Below are 19,088 nucleotides of genomic sequence, written 5' to 3'. Positions count from 1 at the left end.
CCCTGTGCGGCTCGGCAGTCGGCATCTACGTGGCGCTATTGGCTGGCACCCCCGAACCAGCCGCGCTGGCCGGGTTGGCTGGTTACAACCCGGCGCTCGCCGCTCTGGCGTTGAGCCAGGTTCATCGTTCGGCACTGGCGCCAGCACTGGGCATCGGCTTGGCGATCATATTCCGACTGTTCTTCGATCACCTCAGCCTGCCGCCGCTGACCATGCCCTTCATTCTCGCCTGCTGGGCGGTCACGCTGGGCAAGCGCCGGTATCAGCGGCGGGGCGAATCGCTGCCGGCTTGAGCCTTAACCTTTGCTCGCCATGGGGTCTTGGTCCCGCGGGTAGGTCCGCTCCTCCTCGATCTTGCCATCGAGGGTGTGAATCTTCACCGAGGCGGTGCGCAGCTTCATGTAATCGCGGGTCTCATTGATGATGTCCTCCTTGGTGACGGCTTCGAGCAGCGCGCGCTTGTCGCCTTCCTCACGCAATACCCAGCGATCATCGTCGTGCGTGATGTGGTAGTTCTCCATGTTGCCTCCTCTATTCAGCAGTAAGTGAAGCTATAGAACGCGGCGGCTAATGACGGTTCGCTCGGCAACTGATCGACAACGCCATGCGGGTGAAAACTACCCAGAACGGTTCAATGAACCCATGAAGTCATGGTTAAAAAAACCGCGCATACGCCGCAACCCTTGATTATGGTCAATTCCAAGCTGGAACGATTATTGAAACAACTCCAGTACCTGTCCGGGTCGCGTGGTCGCCACGCTGCCGAATCAGAGACAGTGTTACCAATAACTGGAGTTATTCATGCTTTGCGCCGAACACCGTGCCCTTATCACTGCCACCGTCCCGTTGCTGGAGAGCGGCGGCGAAGCCCTCACCGATCATTTCTACAAATTGATGCTGGCCGAGCACCCAGAAGTTCGCCCGCTGTTCAACCAGGCGCATCAGGCCAGCGGTGACCAACCGCGCGCACTGGCCAATGGCGTGCTGATGTATGCCAAACACATCGATCGCCTCGATCAGCTCGGCGGGCTGGTCTCGCAAGTGGTCAACAAGCATGTCGCGCTGCAGGTTCTGCCAGAGCACTACCCGATTGTTGGCAGCTGCCTGCTGCGAGCGATCCGTGAAGTCCTCGGCGCCGAGATCGCTACTGATGCGGTAATTGATGCGTGGGGTGCCGCTTACGGCCAGCTCGCCGACATCCTGATCGGCAGCGAGGAGCAGCTCTATCGCCAGACAGCCGAGACGCTCGGTGGCTGGCGCGGGGCGCGGCGTTTCCGGATCGCTCGCAAGGCGGCCGAGAGCGCGGAAATCACTTCGTTCTACCTCGAGCCGGAAGACGGCAAGCCAGTGGTCGTGCATGAGCCGGGCCAGTACATTGGTCTGCGCCTGCTGGTCGATGGTGAGGAGATCCGCCGCAACTATTCGCTTTCCGCAGCAAGCAATGGCAGCGACTACCGGATCAGCGTCAAACGCGAACCGGGCGGTGTGGCCTCTAACGCGCTGCACCAGATGCAACCCGGCGAGACGCTGGAGCTGTTCGCGCCAGCTGGCGACTTTATCCTGCAACCCAGCGACAAGCCGCTGGTACTGATCAGCGGCGGCGTCGGCATCACCCCGACGCTGGCAATGCTCGAAGCGGCTATCGGCACCAGCCGGCCGATCCACTTCATCCACTGCGCACGCAACGCCGAGGTCCACGCCTTCCGCGCGACTATCGACCGGCTCGCCGAAGAGCACACCCAGCTCAAGCGCTTTTATTGCTACGACGAGCATCGCGGCGATGAGCATCAACCAGACGCCATCGGCCTGCTGACCGAAGCACGGCTGGACGCCTGGTTACCCGCCGAGCGCGACCTGGATGCGTATTTCCTCGGTCCGAAGCCGTTCATGGGCGCGATTCGCAGGCAACTGCACGCACTCGGCGTGCCGGCCCAACAAATGCGCCACGAGTTCTTCGGACCGGCAAGCGCGCTGGAGTAAACCCGAACGGGCCGACCCGGGTCGGCCCTCTCGCATCACCGACACGAGGTGTTTCTTATGTTTACGCAACCATTCGACTCGCACCGCCTTCTGTTTTTCGCCAACCTGTCGATGGTAATGGGGGTACTACTGCTTCTGTTGGGTATCGCCGGCGCTTATGTATTCGACGACCATCTGCAGCTCGGTGCGGTGGTGGCCAGCCATGCCTTGGTGATCCTCGGACCGACTGCGCTGAAGATTGGTTATGTGATGCGGCTGCTGGCACAGCGCCAACTTGCGTTGGTGGCCTGACGTGAAGCAGCAGACGGCAATCTTCTAGACCGTTAAACAACCTCAGCTGCAGTTGCCGTTCCGTTGTACTTGCACTTGGCCATTTATCCACGCCAGATATAACCACTCGTCCGCCGCTTGTTAAATAGCGGAAACTACTGGCGTGCTCCTCTGCTCTGAAACCATGAAGGCTGACGAAGTTGTTCAGCCCCGCAGAAGTCTTGTCCATTGAGGAGAGAGAGAGATGGCAAACAAGAATCCTGGCAACTTTGCAAACGACCGCGAAAAGGCGTCTGAAGCAGGCAAAAAAGGCGGCCATAACAGCGGCGGCAACTTCGCCAACGACCGTGAAAAGGCCTCCGAGGCCGGCCGCAAGGGCGGACAGAACAGCCATGGCGGTGGTCGTAACAGCAACAGCTGATGTAGACATAGACACAAACAGGGCAAAGGTTAAATCTTTGCCCTTTTTATTGCCCGCAGCTTTTATCAGTCGTTAACTAATGTCTAGGCGGCACCGTTACTACGACAATAAACCGGCACTACTAAGCTGGCTGTTTGGCTTAAGTTTATTGGCGTCTATAAATAAAAGACACACAGCAGAGGAAGTGTCGAATGAACAATACCCCCTCTTCAACAAACCCCGGCGACGAAGCAGCGCCCGGCACTCCCGGTACCGGTGAGAATATCTGCCCCATATGCCATGGCAGCGGTCGTACCGATGCGCAGGAATGTAAAAATTGCGGTGGCACCGGTAAGGTGATCGAAGGCATCGGCGGAGCCTGATCCCGCCCCGCAATCAGGAAGCAGCCCATGCGTGTCAGCGCCTTCTCCGAACGAATCATCCAGAGCCTGCTCGACACCGACTATTACAAGCTGACGATGATGCAGGCAGTGCTGCATCACTACCCTAATGCAGAGGTGGAGTGGGCCTTCCGCAGTCGATCTGATGAAGACCTGGCGCCATATATAGGCGCAATCCGTGAACAACTGGAGGCACTGGCGGAGCTACGATTCGAACCGCATGAGCTGGCATTTCTCGAACGCATTCCCTACATGCAGCCAGATTTCATCCGCTTCCTCGGGCTGTTTAGCTTTGATCCCCGCTACGTGCGGGTGGAGCTTGATGACGGCGAGCTGGTGATCTACCTGCGCGGCCCCTGGTTGCATGTGATCCTTTTCGAGGTGCCGCTGCTGGCCATCATCAGTGAAGTGCGTAACCGCGTACGCTATCCCCAGGTAACACTTGAGCAGGCCACCGATCGACTGGATGCGAAGCTGCAATGGCTGCGTGACGAGGCCACACCCGCCGAGCTGGCCGGCTTCAAGCTGGCGGACTTCGGCACCCGCCGACGCTTCTCGTTTGGCGTCCAGGCCGCTGTGGTCAAACGGCTGAGCGAGGCGTTTCCGGGTCACTTCGTTGGCACCAGCAATGTGCATCTGGCGCGCTGCCTGAACCTCAAACCCATGGGCACCATGGCGCATGAGTGGATCATGGCCCATCAGCAACTCGGGCCCAGGCTGATCGACAGCCAAAGCGCGGCTTTGGACTGCTGGGCGCGTGAATACCGCGGCGCGCTGGGCATTGCCATCACCGACTGCATCACCATGGACGCCTTCACTGCAGATTTCGATCTGTATCTGGCGAAGCTGTTCGACGGGCTGCGACATGACTCGGGCGACCCGGTCGAATGGGCTGAAAAGGCGATTGCTCACTATGAACGGCTGGGCATCGACCCAATGACCCGGCAACTGGTGTTTTCCGACGGACTGGATTTGCCGAAGGCACTTGGCATCTATCGCGCGCTTGCCGGGCGCAGCAACACCAGTTATGGCATCGGCACTCAATTGACCTGCGACATACCCGGCGTCGAGCCGACCAACATGGTGATCAAGATGACCAGCTGCAACGGTCAACCGGTGGCTAAAATCTCCGACTCACCGGGCAAGACCATGTGCCGTGACGAAGCTTTCATCAGCTATCTCAAGCACGTATTTGGGGTGAATCGCTGATCCCGCTCAGGCGGCTGACAGAGGCGTTTCGGATGCCGCGTCAGCAGCCGTTTCGAAACACAGGCGGTTGCGCCCGGATGTCTTAGCCAGGTACATCCGCTTGTCGGCCAGGTCCAGCAGTTCCTCCGCGTCTTCGGCGAAGTCAGCGCAACGCTCAGCCAAACCCATACTGGCGGTGAGAACGCTGCCATCAGGTCGCGCTCCAAGGCCACCCCTGACCATGCGAGTAAGCGCCAAGCGAGCCTGTTCGCGGTCGGTGTCAGGCATGATCACAACAAACTCCTCGCCCCCCCAGCGCAGCAAGGTATCGGTGCTGCGCAGGCTAGCCAGCATCTGCTCGGTACACTCGCGCAAAACCAGGTCGCCGGCTTCGTGGCCGAAGGTATCGTTGATCTGCTTGAAGTGGTCGAGATCGATGAAGGCGACGGCGAGACCGGTGTCGTGACGGCGGGCGGTGTCCCATTGCAGCTTCAGGATCTCCTGCCCGCTACCGCGCGAAAAAACACCGGTAAGCGGGTCGCGGATCGCTTGGCGTACCAACGCGATCATGAACGCCAACTGACTGAGGCTCGCCAGCGAGCTGACCCCGGCGATCAATATCAGCAACCAGAACCCGCCCGCGTAGGACGGCCAGTTGAGCGTTGTCCATGACAGATAACCCGCCACCGCGTGCGCAAGAAGCAGAACGGATGCCATGACCAGATTCTCTAACAAGGTCAGCGGGAATATGGCCAGCCCGGCTACCAGCACGAAGGGCAGGAACGCATACCCGGTGGCGACCATTGCCGAAATCTGGGTGAGCTGATAACCCCCAAGCAGCGTATGCGAAGCGATGTAAAACACGGTGGGGATGGCAAACAGCAGCGCAACGGCCCGATACGCATCAAACAGGTTGCCGCTGGGTCGATAGAACAGCAGCAGGCAGGCGAAGGCCGCGCAGGCAAGCAGGCGAAAAGTTGCCAGTCCGAGCCAGAGCGGGTAGGTGAAGACCATCATGTCGATGATTCCCCACAGCGGCGTCAGCACCGCAAAGAGAAACGCAAACAGCCTGACCCGGTTGACGATCAGCGTCGCGCGGCGCTGGCTCATCAGCATGGAATGGCGGTGCGGAATGACCAGCTTCATGAACTCATTGGACTTGAGTTCGCTGGGCAACAGTGTAGCCAGGCGGCTCGACAGCAGATCGATCAAGGACGGCATTTTTATAGTCACCCGAATGGAGCATTGGAGCGGTCACGCACGTCCTCGTGCCAGCCGCGCCGAATAGTAGCACTTAGCCATAATCGCCATCACGCCACCGATGGACTTTGCCGACGCTTACTTCGCACCCGAAGCCGTGAGCAAAAAATAGCCTGGCGGAATCCTCATGTTTCATGCGGCTTTGGTGCCTCTCTCGTTAGCGGCCTGCGCTAACCGGTCTACAGCGCTATCGTCATAAAAAAATTGTAACAACGCTTATTGAGGGCCTCGTCGCGCCAGTAATCCATTCGAGCGACAAGTCTCTACTCCGCCGAATGACGCTTTAGAGCGCTTATGTCTCCCTCGATGGGCGACTAGTTTGGCTAGGGCCGGGGCGACGGCTTCGGCTGCCAAACAAGAACAATAAGGAGATTATCCAGTGCAGAGCGCTTTAAAGCCCCTCGCCCTCGCCATACTGCTGGCGGGAGTATCCGTCCCAGCTAATGCGGACACCAGCCCGTACAGCCAATTTGTCAACTTCGGCGACTCACTGAGCGATGCTGGCAACTTTCCGGACATCGGCAGTCCTCTTTTATCGGGCAACCCAACAGGCGGCCTGCGCTTTACCAACCGCACTGGGCCGACCTACTTGGCCAACAACACCGAGTATGCGGGACAGGTTGTTACCCAAGTACTCGCCAACCGCCTGGGCCTTCAGTCGCTGCCATCGACCCCGATCCTGCCGCGCCTTCTGACGGGCAATCCAGACGGTACCAACTACGCCGTAGGTGGTTACCGTACGGATCAGATCCTTGACTCGCTCATCGGTACTTCAACCGTCAACGCCGGAGGCGGACTGACACGCAGTCGGCCTGGTTATCTGGTAGAAAATCCACAGGTCGACCCGAATGGCCTGTACTACCTCAACGGTGGCGCCAACGATATTTTTCAGCTTCAAACCAACCCTGTGACCATGGCGCAAGCCGCTGGAAATATGGTCGCAGCCGTCGGAGCGCTGCAGGCAGCCGGCGCGCGCTATATCGTCATCTCCGACCTACCGGATGTAGGTGACACGCCATTGGGTAACAGCCAGCCGGGCTTCGGTAACGTTTTGAACGACCTGAGCGACAGCTTTAACGCTGAGCTCGCCGCCGGGCTTCAGGCGCAGGGCGGCAACTACGTCCTGCTGAACAATCGCCTGTTGCTGTCGGAAGTCCGCGCCGATCTCGCTCGCTACGGATTCGATCCCACCATCAACCAGACCGCGGTCTGCTTTGATGGTGGCAATTGTCCGCTCGATCCGACTTATGGCCTGGGTACCGCAAACCCGGATCCGAGCCGTTTGTTGTTTAACGATGCGGTCCATCCAACCACCGCAGTCCACCAGATAAGCGCTGACTATATCTATTCGATTCTTTCAGCACCGGCAGAGGTATCGCTGCTGCCCGAGATGGGGCGTTCGGCGCTGCGCAATCACCTCCAGTTGCTCGACAACGAACTCGCGGCCCAGCGTGGCAATTGGCAGGCAGTTGGCGGTTGGCGAACCTTCGTTCAAGGGGGTTACAACCGTCCCGAGTACGACGGTTTCGGAGGCGGCGATGGGGATAGTCCGGCCCTGGCGATCGGCACGAGCAACCGTGTCAGCGAGCACTGGCTGGCGGGCCTCAGCCTGGGCCTGGCGCAGAACTCCCTCAGCCTCGGTGCAGGGGACTCGGACTACGATATGCGCAGCTATCTGGCGAGCGCGTTTGCCAGCTATCAACAGGACCGGTTTTTCGCTGACCTCAATGCCAGCGCGGGCTACCTCGATTACGACTCACTGGACCGCACCTTTTCCCTCGGCGTAGCGGAACGCTCAGAAAAAGGCAGTACTGAAGGCATGATCTGGGGCGTGTCCGCCAAGACCGGATTCAACCTGATGCAGATGGGCGATCCACTAGAGTTCGGCCCGTTCATCGGTGCCAGCTATCAGAAAGTCGACGTCGACGGTTATAGCGAGCAAGGCGCCAGCTCGACCGCGTTGAGCTACGAAGACCAGGAGCTGGAATCACTTCGCTTGTCGGTTGGCCTATTTGGTACGTATACGGTGTCGGAGCGCACTCGGCTGTTTGGCGAGGTCGCCCGCGAGGTCGAGCGCGAGGATGAGCAGCGCGAAGATCTGCGTATGTCGCTGAACAGCGTGCCGACTAACAGCTTTGAGCTGCCGGGTGCGACCCCGACGGGCGACCAGACCCGCTTCAGTATCGGCATTGCGCACCAGCTGACGACAGGCCTCAGCGTCCGAGCCAACTACAACTATCAGGGCAACGACAACCGCAACCAGGGAGTCGGATTATCCCTGGCGCTGGACTTGTAAACCGCTACTCCTCGTTTGGCTGATTCGCCGGGCCGCTGCGTAACATACGCAGCGGCTTTTTTTATCAAGGTTTGCCTAGCGCTGGTCAATCTGTTGCTGGAGGTTGGCAATCTGCCCCTGCAGCGTGTTGATGTTGCGGGTCATCTGGGCTCTAAACGCGTCGAACTCAGACGTCACTACACCTGGCGTAGCGGCAGGCCGGTTATCCAGCTCGCTGCGCAAAATCAGCACATCCTGCTCCAAGCGACTGATCGCCTGGCTGGCATCGCCCCGCTGTTTCAACGCTGCGACGTCCTTGCTCAGCCCGTCAATTCGACCAGACAGCTTGCCCAGCTCGTCCAGCGAACCCTTCAGCCCCGACATCGAGGACGTGAGCGCGGCCTGTTCACTTGCAACCTTTTTAACGGTATCGGCGAGCGCTGCAGTCGTAGACTGATGCCCTTGTACGTCAGTGGCGATTCGCTCGATCTGGCTGCCCTGTTCGGCCAGGCGCTTGTCCTGATTGCCCTGCTTGCCAGTCAGACTCTGCTGCTGGGTAGTGATGGCCCGCTGTTGCTCAGCCAGGTCCAGCACCTGCTTTTCAAGCTGCTTGATGCGCAGCTTCAAGGCCTCGCCTTCGGTGGTGACGCTGGATTCGGTCGCCACGATCTTGCCGGAGATATCCTGCAGCCGGCCGGTCGCGTCTTCGCTGATGCGTGCAAAACTTTCTTGTGTGGCCACCAGCTGCGCCTCGAGCCTGGATACTTGCTTCAGGCCCCACCAACCCAATGCGATCAGCAAGCCGAACAGCACCACAATCAGGAACCACAGCGGTGCGGTGCTGGCGGCACGGCGTTTCTGGCGTGGCCGCGTACCGTCGGAGGCGCTATCCGTCGGCTTGCCGATCGGCTCGAGCTCGGGCGCTGGGTACGGATCGCGATCACGTCCGGCGGTCAGGCTGGGTATGTTGTCCAGTTCGTCGTGAGCATCGTTGCGCATGGGATACCTTTAATGGCGCGAAGCGAGAGACAGCGCGCAGTATAACGATTCAGCAGGGGGTCTTCAGCGCCATCACGTGTTCCCAGAACCTGCACTTGGAACAGGCGTCTCGCGCCGAGGCGATTCGAGACCGTGCCACCCGACAGGAGGGGAAAGTTATCTACGCATCACTTTGCCATGTTGGGAAAACGGTATTCCAGAACCGGGTCCAGCCAGCTGGGCTTCCTACAGGGTTGCACATCGACAGAAGTCGACCCGAACGGCAAATGGTACGCCTGCAGCTCAGTGATGCCAGCGGAACAGCTTCTTGGCTAGCCCGCCTTAATGGATCAACCATTGCCTGGCCGAGCGTGACAGCTGCCGTGTGAGCTCGCCGAGCAACTCACCGCCATTGCGCCAATGATGCCAATACAGCGGCACATCAATCGGTTCGCCGGGATAAACGTCAATCAGCGCCCCGCTCGCCAATTCCGCGCTGACCTGCAGTTCAGGCACCAGCCCCCAACCCAGATCGCTTTGCAGCAGCCGGACGAAACCTTCCGACGAGGGACACAGATGATGGCTGAACGCCCCTTTCAGACCTAGCGCTGCGAGATAGCGATGCTGCAACTGGTCATCTGGGCCGAATACGATCGCCGGGGCTTTCAATAAGGCCTCGACTGGCGCGCCCGGCTTGAGGTGCCGGGCAACGTAGGCGGGACTGGCAAGCGCGCGGTAGCGCATGGCACCGAGAAATTCACTGCGCGCACCCGCCAAAGGCCGTTCGACTGCACATACGCATGCAGCAACCTCCCCCACGCGCATCCGCTTGAGCCCGACATCCTGATCCTCCAGTACGTGATCGAGCACCACGCCATGACCCGTGCAAAAAGCTGCGACTGCACCCGGCCACCAGGTAGCCAGGCTGTCGGAGTTCAGCGCGATGCGCAGTCGCTCCGGCAGTTGGCTCTCGTTCAGCGCCGGAACCTGCCCCTGCAAATCACGTTCGAGCAGACGCACTTGCTGCACGTGGTTAAGCAAACGCCGGCCAACCTCAGTTGGCTGGGGTGGCGAAGCGCGTAAAAGCACCGGCTGCCCCAACCGAGCCTCGAGCAGCTTGATGCGCTGCGACACGGCCGACTGCGACAGCCCCAACGACTGCGCAGCGCGATCAAATCCGGCTTGTTCAACCACCGCTGCCAAAGCGACCAGCAATTTGTAATCGAACATTCGATTTCCTTATGAGGCATTACTGAATTTCGTTTTTCTTATAGAGCAACAGCCCCGAGACTGCGAGCACCTCTTGACGACACAGGCAAAGCATCATGTGGCAGAGCTACTTCAACGGGCTGCTCATCACCGCCGGGCTGATCATCGCCATCGGTGCGCAGAATGCTTTCGTCCTGGCGCAGAGCCTGCGCCGTGAGCACCATCTGCCGGTCGCCGCGCTGTGCATCCTCTGTGACATTCTGCTGGTCAGCGTCGGCGTCTTTGGTCTCGCCGCAGTACTGGCGGAGAATCCGTTACTGCTACAAATCACGCGATGGGGTGGCGTGCTGTTCCTGCTGTTCTATGGCGCCATCGCGTTGCGCCGCGCCGCGCGTCCACAAGCCCTGCTGGAGAACGCCCAGCGCGGCCCGCGCTCGCTGCAGAGCGTGTTGCTCGCCGCACTGGCCGTCACATTGCTGAACCCGCACGTCTATCTTGATACGGTCTTGCTGATTGGCTCACTCGGAGCACAGCAACCCGAGCCAGGGGCCTATACGCTGGGCGCTGCGAGCGCCTCGACCCTATGGTTTCTAATCCTCGCACTGGGGGGCGCCTGGCTCGCACCGTGGCTGGCACGGCCACTGACCTGGCGGCTGATCGACCTGGGTGTGGCAACCATGATGTTTACGGTAGCCGCGCAACTTGCTGTCCTGGGCTAAAGAACGCTAAGGAACGACCATCGCAATCGGAGGTCCACGCAGAGGGCCTAAGGCAACCTCACACCCTGCGTCAGACCTCGGTTACGAGGCCCTGGCCCCGGCTTTCCCACACAGTTGATGCGTGGTTTTGCCACAGGCTGAGTGCTATGATCCTTGGTCCGCGGGCATGGAGTGGAACGTTTCAGCCCGCCATTACGGCCGCCCGTGATCGGCCGAAGAATGCGAACGCATGTAGCGAGCGAAGGGAAAGACAGGCGTAAACGGACGAACATCAGTGCAGTAGTTTTCTCCGTTCCGCGAGGCGCTGGTCACCGGCGCAGACTGCCTCCTTCCGAGCCGCATCTATTCTCGACACCTGAGCAGGAGATACACCATGGCTTTCGAATTGCCGCCGCTTCCGTTTGAAAAGAACGCCCTCGAGCCGCACATTTCCGCCGAAACTTTCGAGTATCACCATGGCAAGCATCACCAGGCCTACGTGACCAACCTGAACAATCTGGTTCCGGGCACCGAGTTCGAAGGCAAGGATCTGGAAACCATCATCAAGACCTCTTCCGGTGGCATCTTCAACAATGCCGCTCAGGTCTGGAATCACACCTTCTTCTGGAACTGCATGGCGCCGAACGCCGGCGGCCAGCCGACTGGCGGGCTGGCTGATGCCATCAACGCCACCTTCGGTTCCTTCGACAAGTTCAAGGAAGAGTTCACCAAGACCGCCATCGGGACCTTCGGCTCCGGATGGGCCTGGCTGGTGAAGAAGTCTGACGGTAGCGTCGGCCTGGCCAGCACCATTGGCGCCGGCAACCCGATGACCGCTGGGGACAAGCCGCTGCTGACTTGCGACGTCTGGGAACACGCCTACTACATCGACTACCGTAATGCCCGTCCGAAGTTCGTCGAAGCGTTCTGGAATGTGGTCAACTGGGACTTCGTCGCGAAGAACTTCGCTGGCTAAGCCGCAGCCTGCTTGATAGGGCGGCCTGCCGCCCCGTGGCCCAAGCAACAAAAAAAATGCCCGCATTCATGCGGGCATTTTTTTGTCCAAGCGAAACAGAAGAACAGCGGCAGCCGAACAACGCGGGTTCGAACGACCCGGCAAGAAAGCTTTGCCTGCCGGGTCACAGCCCAACCTCAATGCGACGTAAAACAGTGATACAGAGGCCGCATGATGCGCCCCTTTGCAGCGGGATACTCAAGAATCGGGACGTGGCTATGCGACGCTGGTCGCCGCGACCCGCTTGAGTGGCCGCACAACCGTGAAGCCCATCAGGCCTTTGGCAAGGTCACGCCGCGCTGGCCCTGATACTTGCCACCGCGATCCAGGTAAGAGGTTTCGCACTCTTCGTCCGATTCCAGGAACAGCATTTGCGCCACGCCTTCATTGGCGTAGATCTTCGCTGGCAACGTAGTGGTATTGGAGAACTCCAGCGTCACGTGGCCTTCCCACTCGGGTTCGAGTGGCGTGACATTGACGATGATCCCGCAGCGAGCATAGGTGCTCTTGCCCAGACAGATGGTCAGCACGTTACGCGGAATCCGGAAGTACTCGACCGTGCGCGCCAATGCGAAAGAGTTCGGCGGGATGATGCAGACGTCACTTTTGACGTCGACGAAGCTTTTCTCGTCGAAGTTCTTCGGATCGACGATCGCCGAATTGATGTTGGTGAATATCTTGAATTCGTCGGCGCAGCGCACGTCGTAGCCATAGCTGGACACGCCGTAGGAAATCAGGCGCTCGCTGCCCTCGGCCCGCACCTGGCGCTCCACGTAGGGTTCGATCATGCCGTGCTCCTGGGCCATCCGGCGAATCCACTTGTCCGATTTGATGCTCATGGCGGGCGTCCTGATTTGCTGATGGTGGTAGATAAAGGCGTGCATCTTACCGAGCACATGGACCGGTTCAAAGGCCCCGAACCGGCTCTATGTGTCGCATCGCTGACGCCTCAGTCGGAAACTGAAAATAATGCTCGCATTGCGACAGAAATAGAGTATCTTTCATTGGCTGCTGCTGCATGTGTCACCGTGAATCGCTACATGTTTAGATTTCGATCCGATCATTGCTACGACTCCTAACTCCTTGCACACAGTCACCGTTCGGGGTATTTGCCCGTTCAAATTATCTCTACACCTTGTTCAAGGAGACATTTCAAATGTCCAATCGCCAAACCGGTACCGTTAAGTGGTTCAACGATGAGAAAGGCTTCGGCTTCATCACTCCGCAATCCGGTGACGACCTTTTCGTACACTTCCGCGCCATCCAAGGCGACGGTTTCAAGAGCCTGAAAGAAGGCCAGCAAGTTTCCTTCGTCGCTACTCGCGGCCAGAAGGGCATGCAAGCTGAGGAAGTTCAGGTTATCTAACCTGAAGCTTCTCTGCTGAAAAAGCCCCGCTTCGGCGGGGCTTTTTTATGCCTGCAATTTGCTGCAGTTTCAGCAAGGCCGAGCGAGAGACCGGGCCTCTGGCTCACATTAAGCTAAAAAGATGCACCGCTGACTTTGTCCGCGGGCGCAGTTGCGCTATCCACCGGTTTCATCTGTGGGAGCGGTCTTGACCGCGAAGCGACCCAAACCGTCGAACCATGCTGCCACAGCGCGCCGCGAAGCCATTCGCGGTCGAGACCGCTCCCACGATTGCACATCGCAAGCCACCCACGATCGAAACTGCTCGCGCTGGTGATGCCGTACGCCAGGTGCCGTTGCGCTATCCACCGGTTGCGTCCGTGGGAGCGGTCTTGACCGCGAAACGACCCAAACCGTCGAACCATGCTGCCATAGCATGTCGCGAAGCCATTCGCGGTCGAGACCGCTCCCACGATTGCACACTGCAAGTCACTTGCTGTTGAGTTGCCCCGACGGATGATGACGTACGCTAGGCGCCGTTGCGCTACCTACTGGCCTCGTCCGTGGGAGCGGCGGTCTTGACCGCGAAGCGACCCAAACCGTCGAACCATGCTGCCACAACACGTCGCGAAGCCATTCGCGGTCGAGACCGCTCCCACGATTGCGCAACGCATGCCACTTATGGTCGAAATCGCCACCCGTCGATCAGTCGTCGGAGACACTGATGTTCGGCATCGACTGCGCAATAATCTGCCCGCTCTGGGAAATCCGTGCCCCAACACTGCGGGCCATTTGCTGGTAGATCATGGCGATCTGACTCTCCGGGTCGGCAATAGTCGTCGGCTTGCCTGCATCGGCCTGGGTGCGGATCGCCATCGATAGCGGCAACGACGCCAGCAACTCGACGTTGTATTGAGCAGCCAGTTTCTCACCGCCGCCTTCCCCGAACAGGTGCTCGGCATGGCCACAGTTCGAGCAGATATGGATGGCCATGTTCTCCACGACGCCCAGCACGGGAATGTTCACCTTGCGGAACATCTCCACACCCTTTTTCGCATCCAGTAATGCCAAGTCCTGCGGCGTGGTGACGATGACCGCCCCCACCACCGGCACCTTCTGTGCCAGAGTCAACTGGATGTCGCCGGTGCCCGGCGGCATGTCCACGACGAGATAGTCGAGATCATTCCAGGCGGTCTGGGTGATCAATTGCAGCAAGGCGCCGGAGACCATCGGGCCACGCCAGACCATCGGCGTCTTGTCATCGGCCAGAAAGGCCATCGACATGATCTGAACGCCGTGCGCTTCGAGCGGAATAAAAGCCTTGCCGTCACGGATCTGCGGCCGCGTGCCTTCTGGAATGCCGAACATGATGCCCTGGCTCGGCCCGTAGATATCAGCGTCCAACACTCCCACCCGCGCCCCTTCACGCGCGAGCGCCAGCGCCAGATTAGCTGCGGTAGTGGACTTGCCGACGCCGCCCTTGCCGGAGGCAACGGCAATGATGTTTTTCACGTTAGAAAGAGCCGGCAGCTGATCCTGCGCCTTGTGCGAGCGGATCACGCAATCGACCTGAACGTCCGCACGCGTCACACCATCAAGCTGCTCGACAGCCATCGCCAGCATTTGCGCCCAGCCGCTGCGAAACAGCGCGGCTGCATAGCCCAGCTCAATCTGCACGCTGACGCGATCCCCCTGGATCTCGATAGAACGCACGCAACCGGCGCTTACCGGGTCCTGATTCAAGTTAGGGTCGGTGTACTGACGCAGAACGGCTTCGACAGCTTCGCGTGTGACGGTCATGACTTCTCCCAAGAAAACCTAGTAAAACAGACTGACATCTTACCTCGTGCCGACATATGGCTCATCAAGCGCATCAACGTGGTGCGGCACGCGATATTCGACCCGTGCCGCCCGTTCCAGTGCGGATGAAAAAAAACTGCATGACCTTTATAGTGGCCGACTCACTTCGCAACCTCGACTGCAGATTTTCCCCATGTCCGAAGCCCGCCAGATCCTCGTCACCAGTGCCCTGCCCTACGCCAACGGTTCGATTCACCTTGGCCACATGCTCGAGTACATCCAGACGGACATGTGGGTGCGGTTCCAGAAGCTGCGCGGCAACCAGTGCATCTACGTCTGCGCCGACGATGCGCACGGCTCGGCCATCATGCTGCGCGCCGAGAAAGAAGGCATCACGCCCGAGCAGCTGATAGCCAATGTGCAAGCCGAACACAGCGCCGACTTCGCCGACTTCCTGGTCGACTTCGACAACTTCCATTCGACCCACTCGGAAGAAAACCGCGAGCTGTCGAGCCTGATCTACACCAAGCTGCGCGACGCCGGCCATATCGCCACGCGCTCGGTCACCCAGTATTTCGACCCTGAAAAGGGCATGTTCCTCGCCGACCGCTTCATCAAGGGCACCTGCCCGAAGTGCGCCGCCGAAGATCAATACGGCGACAACTGCGAAAAATGCGGCGCCACTTACGAGCCTACCGAGCTGAAGAATCCGCGCTCGGCCATCTCGGGCGCCACGCCGGTGCTGCGCGACTCCAAACACTTCTTCTTCAAGCTGCCCGACTTCGAGGCAATGCTCAAAGAGTGGACCCGCAGCGGCAGCCTGCAGGATTCCGTCGCCAACAAGATCGCCGAATGGCTCGACGGCGGCCTGCACGAGTGGGACATCTCCCGCGACGCGCCCTACTTCGGTTTCGAAATCCCGGATGAGCCCGGCAAGTATTTCTACGTCTGGCTGGATGCACCGATCGGCTACATGGCCAGCTTCAAGAACCTCTGCGCCCGCCGTCCGGAGCTGGATTTCGATACGTTCTGGAAAAAAGACTCCAGCGCCGAGCTGTACCACTTCATCGGCAAGGACATCATCAACTTCCACACCCTGTTCTGGCCCGCCATGCTCGAAGGCGCCGGCTACCGCAAGCCCACCGCCGTCGCGGTGCACGGCTACCTGACGGTGAACGGGCAGAAGATGTCCAAGTCACGCGGCACCTTTATCAAGGCGCGCACCTACCTGCAGCACCTAAACCCGGAATACCTGCGCTACTACTACGCGGCCAAACTCGGCCGTGGCGTGGATGACCTGGACCTGAACCTCGAAGACTTCGTACAGAAGGTCAATTCCGACCTGGTCGGCAAGGTCGTCAACATCGCCAGCCGCTGCGCAGGCTTCATCCACAAGGGCAACGGCGGCGTGATGGTCGACCGCAATGCCGCGCCGAAACTGACTGATGCCTTCCAGAGCGCCGCACCGTCTATTGCCGACGCCTACGAGAGCCGCGATTTTGCCCGCGCCATGCGCGAAATCATGGCCCTGGCCGACCGCGCCAACGCCTGGATTGCCGACAAAGCGCCCTGGGCACTGAACAAACAGGAAGGCATGCAGGATGAAGTCCAGGCGATCTGCGCCACCGGCATCAACCTGTTCCGCCAACTGGTGATCTTCTTGAAGCCGGTGCTGCCGAACCTGGCCACCGACGCCGAGCGCTTCCTCAACGTCGAGCCGCTGGCCTGGGCCGATCTGCAAACGTTGCTCGCCAATCACGAGCTGAATGCGTTCACCCCACTATTGACCCGAATCGAGCCTGCGAAAATCGAAGCCATGATCGAATCATCTAAGGAAGACCTCGCCGCCACCGAAACCGCCGCGCCGACTGGCAATGGCGAGCTGACGAAGGAGCCCATCGCCGCCGAAATCGCCTTCGATGCCTTTGCCGCCGTGGACCTGCGTATCGCACTAATCGAGAAGTGCGAGTTCGTCGAAGGCGCCGACAAGCTGCTGCGCCTGACCCTGGATATCGGCGATGCCAAGCGCAACGTCTTCTCCGGCATCAAGAGCGCCTACCCGGACCCCAGCAAGCTGGAAGGTCGCCTGACCCTATACGTCGCCAACCTGGCCGCACGCAAGATGAAGTTCGGCGTCTCCGAAGGGATGGTGCTGGCTGCCGGCCCAGGCGGCGAAGAGATCTACCTGCTCAGCCCGGACAGCGGTGCCAAACCCGGCCAACGCGTCAAGTGACAACGAAGCACCAGAGGCCCGGCGCAATGCCGGGCGTCTTTTTCGAATTCCGACTGCCTCACCGCATCAAGCGCTGCCACTACCCGGAGCCGGTTATGACCGATACCCATAAATGTCCGATCTGTGGCGAACCCAACCAATGCAGTCTCAGCAACCCAGCGACCGCGACGCAGGCGTGCTGGTGCTTCACGGCCGAGATTGCCCCCGAAGCCCGCGAACGAATTCCCAGAGACGCACAGAACAAGGCCTGCATCTGCTCGCGTTGCGCACGCGGTGAATTGCCCACCAAAGCCTGATGCGCCTCGACCGCTTCCTCGCCAATCTGCCTCACTGCAGCCACCGCCAGGCGCGTCTGTTGTTGGCGTCTGGCCGCGTCTTGGTGAATGGCAAGACGATCTGCGACGGCACTCATGACATCCGTGTGTTCGACTGTATTGACCTGGACGGCCAGGTGCTGCAAGCCGGCAAGCCCGCACGCTTTTTTATGCTCAACAAACCCGCCGGCTGCGTCAGCGCCACCGCCGATCCGCAACACCCCACGGTGCTGGACCTGCTGAACGAACCGGACAAGGAAGAACTACACATCGCCGGCCGGCTGGACTTCAATACCACCGGGCTGATGATCATCACCAACGACGGCCTCTGGTCCCGCCGCCTCACCCAGCCGGAAAGCCTGCTGGGCAAAACCTATCTCGTGGAGACCGAAGACCCGATTGACCCCATCTGCATCGAGCACTTCGCCAGAGGACTCTACTTCCGCTTCGAGAACCTCACCACCCTGCCCGCGCAACTCGAACTACTGGGCCCACGCCAGGCACACCTGACGCTGCACGAAGGCCGCTACCACCAGGTCAAGCGCATGTTCGGCCACTTCCGCAACAAGGTCACCGCCCTGCACCGCGAACGCATGGGCCCGCTCAGGCTCGACCCCACACTCGCACCCGGCCAATACCGCAGCCTGACCGACAGCGAGATCGCCCAGATCTGAGCCTTTCGCCGAAAAGTCCCGTGTCCGCTTCAATTCCATGCGGCCTTCTGGTACAAAGGCACCCATCGCGGGCGTCGTATAATGGCATTACCTGAGCTTCCCAAGCTCATGACGAGGGTTCGATTCCCTTCGCCCGCTCCAGATACCAAAAACCCTGCAGATGCAGGGCTTTTCTCCTTGGACCGTTTTACCGGCATTTCACCCTCGACAACTGCCCGTCCTCGTCGTAGAACGACGGCTCATCATTTCCCTTTGCATGTCCCAATCATTCGCGATGGATATGCGCTGATCTGATCGTATTTCGGCCCTACTTCGCATTGACCGCATCGACAGCGCCCATGACCCGTCTAAGATCGCGGGGTTGGGTTTCGCTGAGAAGGCCGTCGGTGTACTCGCTGCGCAGGGAAAGTCCATCAGCAGCACCTCGGCTTTTCTGAAGCCGTAAGCGAGAGGCCAGCCGGGGCCTGAAGTGCAGGCTTTCCTCATCATGTTTGAGTGATCGGTCGCACGGTCGGCTGCTGCAGTCGAAGTGACGCCACTGATGCGTGCGGCTTTCGCCTGGATCGTCACGTGATGCTTTGATCATTCGAGCGCTGACATCGCCATAGGAGCGTACTTTGAAAACAGTAGACCCAGCCGTTTTCATGCAGATCAACGATGTACTCTGCCGGTTCTTCTTGACCTTCGATATCCGAGATTGGCCTGCCATGGCTGAGTGTCTGGCGCCTCAAATCGCGATTGATTACTCGTCCTCGGGGCGTGAGCAGCCGACGACGATGACCGGTCCGAACTTTGTCAGCCGCAGGCAGAACGCTGTAGACACGCTGGCCAAGCACCACAGTTTTTCCAACCTCTTGATTACGCCAGGCGCAGACGAGCATGTTGTCAGTGCGCGGTGCAATTATTTGATTCTTCGCTTTGACCCTGCTGGCTCGGACGAGGACTTCTATCACTCGTGCGGCAGTTATGAGTTCGGCTTCGAGGGCATCGACGGTGATTGGAGAATTACCAGCATCAAGCAGAATGCGCTTCGGAGTTGGGGCAACCC

The 19,088-nt window shown here is 59.6% G+C and carries 20 protein-coding genes and 1 tRNA gene; 15 read left to right on the top strand and 6 right to left on the bottom strand.

Annotation, left to right across the window (positions count from 1 at the left end; translation table 11 throughout):
* Positions 1–293: urea transporter (locus PSTU_RS0117330; RefSeq protein ID WP_029404844.1), on the top strand; the 293-nt coding region annotated here is incomplete at its 5' end.
* 3 nt (positions 294–296) lie between these two features.
* On the opposite strand, the gene PSTU_RS0117325 is transcribed toward PSTU_RS0117330, so the two are convergent.
* The gene (locus tag PSTU_RS0117325) at positions 297–521 is read right to left on the bottom strand and encodes a DUF2188 domain-containing protein (protein WP_019342277.1); all 225 of its coding nucleotides are present in this window, start codon (positions 519–521) and stop codon (positions 297–299) included.
* A gap of 280 nt (positions 522–801) precedes the next feature.
* Between PSTU_RS0117325 and hmpA the strand changes: the two genes are divergently transcribed.
* The 5 genes from hmpA to pncB all read left to right on the top strand — a co-directional run bounded on the left by hmpA (position 802) and on the right by pncB (position 4,260).
* Positions 802–1,980, top strand: a complete 1,179-nt coding sequence (hmpA, locus tag PSTU_RS0117320) for an NO-inducible flavohemoprotein (protein WP_019342276.1) — start codon at positions 802–804, stop codon at positions 1,978–1,980.
* A gap of 57 nt (positions 1,981–2,037) precedes the next feature.
* Complete coding sequence (locus PSTU_RS0117315) at positions 2,038–2,271, top strand: hypothetical protein (RefSeq protein ID WP_019342275.1); 234 nt, start codon at positions 2,038–2,040, stop codon at positions 2,269–2,271.
* A 223-nt stretch (positions 2,272–2,494) separates the two neighbouring features.
* Positions 2,495–2,671 (top strand): general stress protein, encoded by a 177-nt coding sequence (locus PSTU_RS0117310; RefSeq protein WP_019342274.1) that lies wholly within the window; start codon positions 2,495–2,497, stop codon positions 2,669–2,671.
* A 191-nt stretch (positions 2,672–2,862) separates the two neighbouring features.
* A complete protein-coding gene (locus PSTU_RS21860) occupies positions 2,863–3,033 on the top strand; it encodes a hypothetical protein (RefSeq protein WP_192827031.1) in 171 nt (56 codons plus the stop codon).
* 27 nt (positions 3,034–3,060) lie between these two features.
* Positions 3,061–4,260 carry a nicotinate phosphoribosyltransferase gene (gene pncB, locus PSTU_RS0117305; protein ID WP_019342273.1) on the top strand — a complete coding sequence of 400 codons (1,200 nt, stop codon included), beginning with the start codon at positions 3,061–3,063 and terminating at the stop codon, positions 4,258–4,260.
* 6 nt (positions 4,261–4,266) lie between these two features.
* Here the strand turns inward: pncB and PSTU_RS0117300 are convergent, their stop codons facing one another.
* A complete protein-coding gene (locus PSTU_RS0117300; RefSeq protein WP_019342272.1) occupies positions 4,267–5,460 on the bottom strand; it encodes a sensor domain-containing diguanylate cyclase in 1,194 nt (397 codons plus the stop codon).
* A 418-nt stretch (positions 5,461–5,878) separates the two neighbouring features.
* On the opposite strand from PSTU_RS0117300, the gene PSTU_RS0117295 reads away from it, so the two are divergent.
* The gene (locus tag PSTU_RS0117295) at positions 5,879–7,795 is read left to right on the top strand and encodes an autotransporter domain-containing esterase (RefSeq protein ID WP_019342271.1); all 1,917 of its coding nucleotides are present in this window, start codon (positions 5,879–5,881) and stop codon (positions 7,793–7,795) included.
* Positions 7,796–7,870: 75 nt separating this feature from the next.
* Here the strand turns inward: PSTU_RS0117295 and PSTU_RS0117290 are convergent, their stop codons facing one another.
* Positions 7,871–8,773 carry an ATPase gene (locus PSTU_RS0117290; RefSeq protein ID WP_019342270.1) on the bottom strand — a complete coding sequence of 301 codons (903 nt, stop codon included), beginning with the start codon at positions 8,771–8,773 and terminating at the stop codon, positions 7,871–7,873.
* A gap of 321 nt (positions 8,774–9,094) precedes the next feature.
* Positions 9,095–9,982, bottom strand: a complete 888-nt coding sequence (locus PSTU_RS0117285) for a LysR family transcriptional regulator ArgP (RefSeq protein WP_019342269.1) — start codon at positions 9,980–9,982, stop codon at positions 9,095–9,097.
* Positions 9,983–10,077: 95 nt separating this feature from the next.
* Between PSTU_RS0117285 and PSTU_RS0117280 the strand changes: the two genes are divergently transcribed.
* Positions 10,078–10,680: a LysE/ArgO family amino acid transporter gene (locus PSTU_RS0117280; protein WP_019342268.1), complete on the top strand. Its 603-nt coding sequence runs from the start codon at positions 10,078–10,080 to the stop codon at positions 10,678–10,680.
* Between the two features lie 373 nt (positions 10,681–11,053).
* A complete protein-coding gene (locus tag PSTU_RS0117275) occupies positions 11,054–11,635 on the top strand; it encodes a superoxide dismutase (RefSeq protein WP_019342267.1) in 582 nt (193 codons plus the stop codon).
* Positions 11,636–11,946: 311 nt separating this feature from the next.
* On the opposite strand, the gene dcd is transcribed toward PSTU_RS0117275, so the two are convergent.
* Positions 11,947–12,513: a dCTP deaminase gene (gene dcd, locus PSTU_RS0117270; RefSeq protein ID WP_019342266.1), complete on the bottom strand. Its 567-nt coding sequence runs from the start codon at positions 12,511–12,513 to the stop codon at positions 11,947–11,949.
* 317 nt (positions 12,514–12,830) lie between these two features.
* Here dcd and PSTU_RS0117265 point away from each other — a divergent pair, with 317 nt between their 5' ends.
* On the top strand, positions 12,831–13,040 hold the full coding sequence (locus PSTU_RS0117265; RefSeq protein WP_003282211.1) for a cold-shock protein: 210 nt from the start codon (positions 12,831–12,833) through the stop codon (positions 13,038–13,040).
* 684 nt (positions 13,041–13,724) lie between these two features.
* Here PSTU_RS0117265 and apbC read toward each other — a convergent pair.
* On the bottom strand, positions 13,725–14,819 hold the full coding sequence (gene apbC, locus PSTU_RS0117260) for an iron-sulfur cluster carrier protein ApbC (protein WP_019342265.1): 1,095 nt from the start codon (positions 14,817–14,819) through the stop codon (positions 13,725–13,727).
* A gap of 193 nt (positions 14,820–15,012) precedes the next feature.
* Here apbC and metG point away from each other — a divergent pair, with 193 nt between their 5' ends.
* The 5 genes from metG to PSTU_RS0117235 form a co-directional block, all read left to right on the top strand.
* Positions 15,013–17,052 carry a methionine--tRNA ligase gene (metG, locus tag PSTU_RS0117255; RefSeq protein ID WP_019342264.1) on the top strand — a complete coding sequence of 680 codons (2,040 nt, stop codon included), beginning with the start codon at positions 15,013–15,015 and terminating at the stop codon, positions 17,050–17,052.
* Between the two features lie 95 nt (positions 17,053–17,147).
* Positions 17,148–17,348 (top strand): cysteine-rich CWC family protein, encoded by a 201-nt coding sequence (locus tag PSTU_RS0117250; RefSeq protein ID WP_029404843.1) that lies wholly within the window; start codon positions 17,148–17,150, stop codon positions 17,346–17,348.
* On the top strand, positions 17,348–18,040 hold the full coding sequence (locus PSTU_RS0117245) for a pseudouridine synthase (protein WP_019342262.1): 693 nt from the start codon (positions 17,348–17,350) through the stop codon (positions 18,038–18,040). Before PSTU_RS0117250 ends, PSTU_RS0117245 begins: the two co-directional genes overlap by 1 nt.
* Positions 18,041–18,107: 67 nt before the next feature.
* Positions 18,108–18,181 (top strand) — tRNA-Gly (locus PSTU_RS0117240).
* A gap of 503 nt (positions 18,182–18,684) precedes the next feature.
* The coding region (locus tag PSTU_RS0117235; protein WP_019342261.1) for a nuclear transport factor 2 family protein at positions 18,685–19,088 on the top strand (404 nt) is incomplete at its 3' end.

The organism is Stutzerimonas stutzeri SDM-LAC (assembly GCF_000235745.1).
GTDB classification, from domain to species: Bacteria; Pseudomonadota; Gammaproteobacteria; order Pseudomonadales; family Pseudomonadaceae; genus Stutzerimonas; species Stutzerimonas stutzeri_H.
The sequence above is the reverse complement of the archived record's forward strand: the minus strand, read 5'-3'. Positions and strand labels throughout refer to the sequence as shown.